This window comes from Streptomyces sp. NPDC021012 (assembly GCF_044333355.1).
Taxonomy (GTDB): Bacteria; Actinomycetota; Actinomycetes; order Streptomycetales; family Streptomycetaceae; genus Streptomyces.
The window spans coordinates 33066-39632 of sequence record NZ_JBIRQU010000027.1 but is presented as its reverse complement, the minus strand read 5'-3'; the positions used below and the strand labels follow the sequence as shown (position 1 = coordinate 39632).

Below are 6567 nucleotides of genomic sequence, written 5' to 3'. Positions count from 1 at the left end.
CACTTCACCCCGGAGCCGTTCCACCTCCCCCAACTTCATAGCCGGAAGATGCCCACCACCAGGCAAGATCACCCGACGTAACGAAGCACTACTAGCCGCCGGGGCGCAGCCCCTCTGTGACCAAACGCGGACATGACTACTGACGGCTCGTAACTAACTGCGCGGTACAAATAGATACGCACCACGGCATCATCCAGACCGCACAGACCGCACCGCATCCCGGGGGAATCATGCTGCACACCCGCAAGGCCGTCGCCGCCGCCATCGGCCTCGTGGCCGCCCTCTCGCTCACCGCCTGCAACGGCGAGGACAACGCGTCGGACAGCACGCAGGCCAGGCCCACCGCGTCGGCGGACAAGGCGGGCGGAACCGGCGGCACCGGCGGCGCGGGCCAGGCGGACCCGAGCTCCGGCACCGGCACCGGCGAGGGCGGGAACGGCCAGGGCGCCGATGCCAGCACCGGTGGGAGCGACCGGGGCGCAGGCGCCAGCACCGGTGACAGCAGCGACGGCAAGGTCGGCATCTGCCGCACCGACGAGCTCGAGGTCACCGCCGCCGACAACACCACGGACAAGACGGAAGGCGTCGTCACCGTCTCCTTCAAGAACACCGGCAGCAGCTGCCGCATCAGCGGCTTCGCGGGTGTCGACCTGAAGACGTCCCAGGGCGACACCTTCTCCGTGCACCGCAACGGCGAGCAGGCCCTGCCGCACACCCTCAAGGACGGAGAGACCGCCGCCTTCAACATCACGTTCCCGGTCAACACCAGCGGCGGCTCCGGCGTGCAGCTGACCGACATCGTGGTGACACCCCCCAACGAGACCAAGCACGTCACCCTGAAGTGGCCCGCAGGCACGCTCCCCGTCACCGACGGCGAGGACAACGGGAAGCTCGAGATCAGCCCCGTGGGCAAGGTCAGCGACTCACCCGCCGGCTGACCCCACCCCCACCCCACCGGCCCCCGCACAGCAACCGCTGCGGGGGGGGGCGGACTGGACACCGAAGCGGGGGGCGGTGGCGTGATCACCGGCAGGTGATCGACGCGATCGCGTTCAAGTACCGCACCGGGACACCATGGATGGACCTGCCCGAGCTCTCCGGCTCATGGCAGGGCGCCTACAACCGGCTACGGAAGAAGGCCGCCGACGGTGTCCTCCTACGCGGTGGAGCGGCTGATCGCATTCGGCCTCCTGACCGCCCTCAGCGGCAACCGCCGGTACAGCTCCCTCAACCCCGATCAGGTCGACCAGGTGGTCGCCACCCGCGGCAGGGCCTGGCCGAGCTGCTGGGCCGTGAGGCGCCGCTCGGGCCGGAGCAGGCCGCGGCCCGGCTCGGCGTACGCCGGGTAGATTTGGAGTGGATGCACCGCCTGGGCTGGATCACTCAGGTCTCCTGGGGCGCGTCCAGTTCAGCGGAAGTAAGGCCAGCGCTGTCACTGTCCCCGCTGTCCGAGCCGACTTGCATCCGATGCAACTCACGCCACTGCCGGATCCAGGCGAAACCGCAGGTTGTCAACCTGGAGATGATACGGGCGACGCCCGCTGGCCTACGCTTCCCCCGCTGACCCCAGCGAGCCGTTTTCATCCTGAATAGCTGCAGTTCAGCAGCGTGTGGACGGCTTGGACGATGGTACCGATGCGGCGGGTGGGGCATCTGGCTCGCCGGAGTAGTCGCCAGGACTTCAGCCGCGCGAAGGCGCGTTCGCCGGGTGCTCGGAGGCGGGCGTGGACGCGGTTGAACTGCTGCTAGTGCTCGGGCTGTTCGCGGTGACGGTGGTACGGGGTGCGGACGGTGGCGCCGGCGCCCTGGTGGGCGCGGTCCGCGAGGACGAGGATCTCCCGGGTCAGGCAGGCCTGGACGATGCCGTGGACCCGCGCGGCAGTCAGATCGTGGGTGCGGCCCGGTGCCGCTCGGGAGAACCAGAGCGGTGTGCCGTCGGGGCGCGCGATGACCTGCACGTTCATGCCGTGCTGCTTGCGCTTCTGCGAGTAGTACGGCTCGTCCGCCTTGGTGCGGTCGGTGGGGATGAGGGTGCCATCGACAAGGACGAAGTCGCCCTCGCCCAGTCCGGTGAGGGCTTCGTGCAGGCCCGGTGCCCAGGCGGCGAGCACCTCGATCGTCTCGTTCTTACGAAGATGGGCCAGTGCGAGGAGGGCCTGCGTGAAGCGGCCGAGCCGCCTCCACTGTGAGTTCAGTTCACGCCTTCGGGCGTAGATCAGCCAGGAGCCATGCTCGACGAGCTCGTACGGGACGTCGAGCATGGCTCGATACGGAACCAACAGAGCCCCTCGGTCGCCGGTGTGACGAGTGAGACCACCACGTCGGCGACGAGGGGCCCTGCCGCGTCACCACCCTCGCTGACCAGCCCATTTCACCCCTGCACCCCAGGATGAAAGAGGTTCACCAAGGATCTTCAGAGTGGTCACCGATCGGGTGACGGCTGTCTGCGGATAGCAGGCGAGGCCTTCAGGGAGTGGTTCGAGATATCTGACGTCTCAACCGCTTTGACCGGAGGCCTCGTCGGTCCCCTATCCTGCCGCACTCGACCTGCCGCACGCGCTCGTGGAGTGGGTCACGATGCTGATCGTTACCCGAGAGGGTGACCGCCGCTGCAAGCTGAGGCCCTCGCAGCGCGCCATCATCACCCTGGTCCACCTACGCGAAGCTCGCCGAGGGCTTCCGGATCAGCGAGGTCACCGCCCACGCCTACGTACAGAGCGTGATCGAACCCCTCGTCTCGAGAGCGCCGTCCCTGACGCAGGCCCTGCGCCGCGCCCGCCCGAGTACGTCCTGGTGGACGGCACCATCGCCGAGTGCGACCGGGTCGGCGACCATGAGCAGGACTACTCGGGCAAGGCCCTACGGCACGGTGTGAACATCCAGGCCGTCACCGACCCGGCGGGCGAGCTGATCTGGTACTCGCCCGCACTGCCCGGCCGCACGGTCGACATCACCGCGGCCCGCACCCATGGCATCGTCACCGTCTGTGAAAGGCTGCGGATCCCGGTCCTGGCGGACAAGACCTACGCCGGTGCCGGCGGAACCTTCCAGGTGCCGTTCAAACGCCACCTGGGACGCTCCCCCACGCCCAGACAGGCTGCCGTCAACCGAGCGCATGCCCGGCTCCGCTTCCCGGTCGAGCGGGCCTTCGCCCGGCTCAAGACCTGACGGATCTTCCGCAAGGCCCGGATCAGTCCCCACCGACTCACGTCAATAGCCAAGGCCGTCCTCACCCTCGAGAGGCGGAGCTGAAGACCCTCACTGGGCGACGATCGGCGAGCCATCCGCCCACCGCCCGGCCCAAGGCGTCGCCATCGATGCGGTTCAGCGGCCGACGGGTCGTCGCTTCCGCCAGCACCAGCCGCCGAGGCAGCACCGGATCGGAGCAAACCCCGAGCTGCTCCAGCACAAGCGGCGACGCGTCCGCGATCCATTCGCCGACCGCCAGGAGCGAAGTGGCCCCGGCCAGCACCGCGCACGCGGTCAGCGCGAGCACCACCGCCAGGGCATGCCGCATGCCGCGCGGATCGCGCGGGTCCGGCACCTGGGCCAGTCGCTCCAGCAGACCGGGCACCTCCCCAGAGGCGGCCTCGGGCTGCTCGCAGAGCTGGTCAAAGACAGGCAGGATCGGCAATAACGCGTTCGCAGGCATGGCCTTCCAGGCAGCTTATGGGGCGTCGAGAACTCCATGATCACGGAAGCCCGTTCCTGTGCTCGCTCAGAGACGTCCTGATCGGGTGCCTACCCAGATCTCTCAGTAGGGCCGGGGGATGCCGTGTTGCGCCAAGACGTCCTCGTATGAGCCCGAGATCTCGTCTAGGTCGGACAGGAGGAACTGCGAGAGATCAAGCGCGCCGCCAACATCACCCTGTGCGCATGCAGCCGCCAGCTCTGCAACCTGACTGCGAATACACGATGCCCGGAAAGCGCCGACCGGGCATCCGAACCACCGGGCTGTTCCCGCCGGGGACCAACAGCTCAATCTCGATGCGTTCCATGGAACCATCCAACCGAAGCAGGGCTGCGATCAACAAGATCGCCCCCCAAATGGCAACCCGGCCACCCCTAGGACGCTCCACCATTGACCTGTGGTCTGACCGCTCAGATGGGCGTGCAGGAGCAGCTATAGCCTTACCTCGTGACGAGAACGCCGAGGATCGAAACGAACTGCCCAGTATGCGGCTTCGATCAGGGCTCTCAACCGTGGGGGTCTGACGGACTGACGCCCTCGCACGACATCTGTCCGTGCTGCTTCATCGAGTTCGGCTACGAGGACGCTACCGCCGCCGGAGTGCAGCACGCACGGGCCGATTGGATCGAGGCTGGCTGCCCCTGGCGCGGTCCAGGGAGCGAGAAGCCCGAGGGCTGGAATCCTCAGGTGCAACTTCACGACAGCACCGGGACGCATTGAGGACAGGAACGCCAAGGGGCAGGGACCTCGGCACAGCAGCGGCTCTGAGCTAATCCGACGATCCCCTAATCGAACATCACGCAACAACGCCGAGGCCCTGACCCAGATCCCGCCAGCATCCAAGTAATGCGCATGCCGGATGTCACGGCTGCTCCCCGGTGAGGAAGTTCCGAACATCAGCCGCCAGGGAAGCCATCTGCTCGCCGGCCTCCAGCCAGGTGGTCACCGAGGCGCCCCAGCCGCCAGCGGCCTGTGGCCACGGCCGCAAGGCCCAGGTCAGCCCGACGTAGCCGCCGGACCGGAAGACGGCAGACACCGTCAGGTCTCGGTCGTCGGTCTGCCAGCTCCGCTCGCCTTCCCATCCCCGGTAGTCGGCAACGAGCTCTTCTAGGAACGTGGGGAGATCGCTGTCCCAGATCCAGGCGACGACCTCGTTGACACGAGCGGTCAGGCCCGGAGCCCGTAGCTCGACGGCATAGTGCACGGAGTCCGCGTCGAAACTGAACCGGTCGCAGAACGTCACGCCCACGGAGGAGTTGTCCTGGCAGTGGACGGGCACGCTGGGCTTTTCGTCGAGGTGGACGTCTGGGGGTGTCATGCACGGAACGCTAGGTCAGGCCTGCCTTGAGCGTCATCCGGATTCGGCGCTGACACCGTGCAACAGGGCTTCGGCGATTTCGCGCACGCGGTTCATGGTGATGCCGGCGCGCTGTTCGACAGCAAGCGGGTGGTCGGTGGGTTCGAGCTCGATGAGGGAGCGCTCGCCGACTGGGCGGGTGTGGACGTGGGTCTTCAGGTTGATGGTGCTGAGGGAGTAGATCGGCAGCTCGGTGGTGAGCCAGCCGAAGTACGGCTTCTCCGACTCGCGTCCCGGGGTGTCCCAAAGGTCGGCAGCGCGGGAGAAGTTCTCGCGGCTGAGGGAGACCCAGACGCCCCAGGAGAACACCTCGTCGCTGCCGATGACCGGTATCTCGATCAAGCCCTTGACGAAGTAGTGCTGCGCCTGGACGACGCACTGATCGGCGGAGAGCAGGCAGTCGGGGGCATCCGCGAAACTCGGGTCCCAGACGTAGGGGGCGGCGGCGGAGTAGTTCATCGGCAGCTCGTCGTGGTGCCCGCCGCAGCACGTGCAGGTGAATCCGAGATCGTTGGTCATGGGAAGGAGCCTAGTGATCCCACTCGTCAGCCACCCCAAAGCGGGACGTGTGTCCCGTCTCATTAGATCTTGTAGGGACAAGGTCGTTGACCTGCGGGGTGACAGGTTCAACTGCGACTTACTGATCGTTTCAGAATGAGTTCAGTCGCGAGTCTTGTACTCGACGATCTTGATCGGCAGGCTGTCCGGCGTGCGCGCTGATCTTGTTCCTGACGACCTGTGGGAGCGGGTGGCCCCGCTGCTGCCGCCTGCTCCCGAACGGCGCCATCGCCACCCCGGTCGGCTGCGCGTTCCCGACCGAGTGGCGCTCGCCGGTGTCATGTACGTGTTGCGAACCGGTGTTGCATGGCGTGATGTCCCCGCGGAGATGGTGGGCTGCTCCGGGGTGACGGCCTGGCGCCGGCTGCAGGACTGGACCGAGGCCGGCATGTGGCCGCGCCTGCACGCTGCCCTGCTGATCGAGCTTCGCCGCGCTGGTCTGCTGGACCTGGACGACTGCTCCGTGGATGGGGCACACGTCCGGGCGCTCAAAGGGGGATCGCGTCGGCCCCTCACCCGTCGATCGCGCCCGCCCCGGCTCCAAGCACCACCTGATTGTGGACCGTCACGGGACCCCGCTCGCCGTGACGCTGACCGGCGGGAACCGGCATGACGTCACCCAACTCCTGCCGCTACTGGACGCCGTCCCATCGATCCGGGGCCGGCGGGGACGTCCTCGCCGCAAGCCCCGGCGTCTGTACGCAGACCGGAGCTATGACTTCGACAAGTACCGCCGCCTGCTGTGGAAGCGCGGCATCAAGCCGTTGATCGCGCGACGCGGCGTTGCCCACGGTTCAGGACTGGGCAAGGTGCGCTGGGTGGTCGAGCGCGCCTTCGCCTGGCTGTACCAGTTCAAGCGGCTCCGCATCCGCTACGCGCGACGCGCCGATCTCCACCAGGGCCTGCTCGAACTGGCCTGCAGCCTCATATGCCTCCGCCGCCTGCGAACCTCATCCTGAAG

At 67.4% G+C, this 6567-nt stretch carries 6 protein-coding genes and 4 pseudogenes; 4 read left to right on the top strand and 6 right to left on the bottom strand.

Features of this window, described 5'->3' with window-relative positions; all coding sequences use genetic code 11:
• Window positions 1-230: 230 nt before the first annotated feature.
• A complete protein-coding gene (locus tag ACH4TP_RS40000) occupies window positions 231-938 on the top strand; it encodes a DUF4232 domain-containing protein (RefSeq protein WP_398440678.1) in 708 nt (235 codons plus the stop codon).
• Window positions 842-1096, top strand: a pseudogene (locus ACH4TP_RS39995) (hypothetical protein); the annotation flags it as partial. The gene ACH4TP_RS40000 and the pseudogene ACH4TP_RS39995, both read left to right, overlap by 97 nt.
• Window positions 1097-1237: 141 nt before the next feature.
• Here ACH4TP_RS39995 and ACH4TP_RS39990 read toward each other — a convergent pair.
• Both ACH4TP_RS39990 and ACH4TP_RS39985 read right to left on the bottom strand, forming a co-directional pair.
• The gene (locus ACH4TP_RS39990) at window positions 1238-1366 is read right to left on the bottom strand and encodes a hypothetical protein (RefSeq protein ID WP_398190757.1); all 129 of its coding nucleotides are present in this window, start codon (window positions 1364-1366) and stop codon (window positions 1238-1240) included.
• A 214-nt stretch (window positions 1367-1580) separates the two neighbouring features.
• Window positions 1581-2320 (bottom strand): annotated as a pseudogene (locus tag ACH4TP_RS39985) (transposase family protein).
• Between the two features lie 257 nt (window positions 2321-2577).
• On the opposite strand from ACH4TP_RS39985, the pseudogene ACH4TP_RS39980 reads away from it, so the two are divergent.
• Window positions 2578-3252: pseudogene (locus ACH4TP_RS39980) on the top strand (transposase family protein).
• Here the strand turns inward: ACH4TP_RS39980 and ACH4TP_RS39975 are convergent.
• From ACH4TP_RS39975 to ACH4TP_RS39960, 4 genes and pseudogenes are all read right to left on the bottom strand, one after another.
• Window positions 3230-3652: a transposase family protein gene (locus ACH4TP_RS39975; RefSeq protein ID WP_398440677.1), complete on the bottom strand. Its 423-nt coding sequence runs from the start codon at window positions 3650-3652 to the stop codon at window positions 3230-3232. The pseudogene ACH4TP_RS39980 and the gene ACH4TP_RS39975 sit on opposite strands and share 23 nt — an antisense overlap.
• Before the next feature lie 102 nt (window positions 3653-3754).
• A pseudogene (locus ACH4TP_RS39970) lies at window positions 3755-3998 on the bottom strand (DUF6959 family protein).
• Window positions 3999-4553: 555 nt separating this feature from the next.
• Window positions 4554-5009, bottom strand: coding sequence for a DUF6228 family protein (locus ACH4TP_RS39965; RefSeq protein WP_398440676.1), 456 nt, complete (start codon window positions 5007-5009; stop codon window positions 4554-4556).
• Between the two features lie 33 nt (window positions 5010-5042).
• Complete coding sequence (locus ACH4TP_RS39960; protein WP_398440681.1) at window positions 5043-5507, bottom strand: DUF2199 domain-containing protein; 465 nt, start codon at window positions 5505-5507, stop codon at window positions 5043-5045.
• A gap of 250 nt (window positions 5508-5757) precedes the next feature.
• On the opposite strand from ACH4TP_RS39960, the gene ACH4TP_RS39955 reads away from it, so the two are divergent.
• Window positions 5758-6565, top strand: a protein-coding gene (locus tag ACH4TP_RS39955; RefSeq protein ID WP_398440680.1) for an IS5 family transposase whose coding sequence is annotated in 2 segments (ribosomal slippage) — window positions 5758-6098 and window positions 6097-6565 — 810 coding nt in all. Because the reading frame shifts where the segments join, the coding sequence is not laid out codon by codon here.
• Window positions 6566-6567 lie beyond the last annotated feature (2 nt).

Coding starts and splice junctions, on each gene's coding strand:
- ACH4TP_RS39960 (WP_398440681.1), bottom strand. CDS start 5,507: ATGAACTACTCCGCCGCCGCCCCCTACGTCTGGGACCCGAGTTTCGCG.
- ACH4TP_RS39975 (WP_398440677.1), bottom strand. CDS start 3,652: ATGCCTGCGAACGCGTTATTGCCGATCCTGCCTGTCTTTGACCAGCTC.
- ACH4TP_RS39965 (WP_398440676.1), bottom strand. CDS start 5,009: ATGACACCCCCAGACGTCCACCTCGACGAAAAGCCCAGCGTGCCCGTC.
- ACH4TP_RS40000 (WP_398440678.1), top strand. CDS start 231: ATGCTGCACACCCGCAAGGCCGTCGCCGCCGCCATCGGCCTCGTGGCC.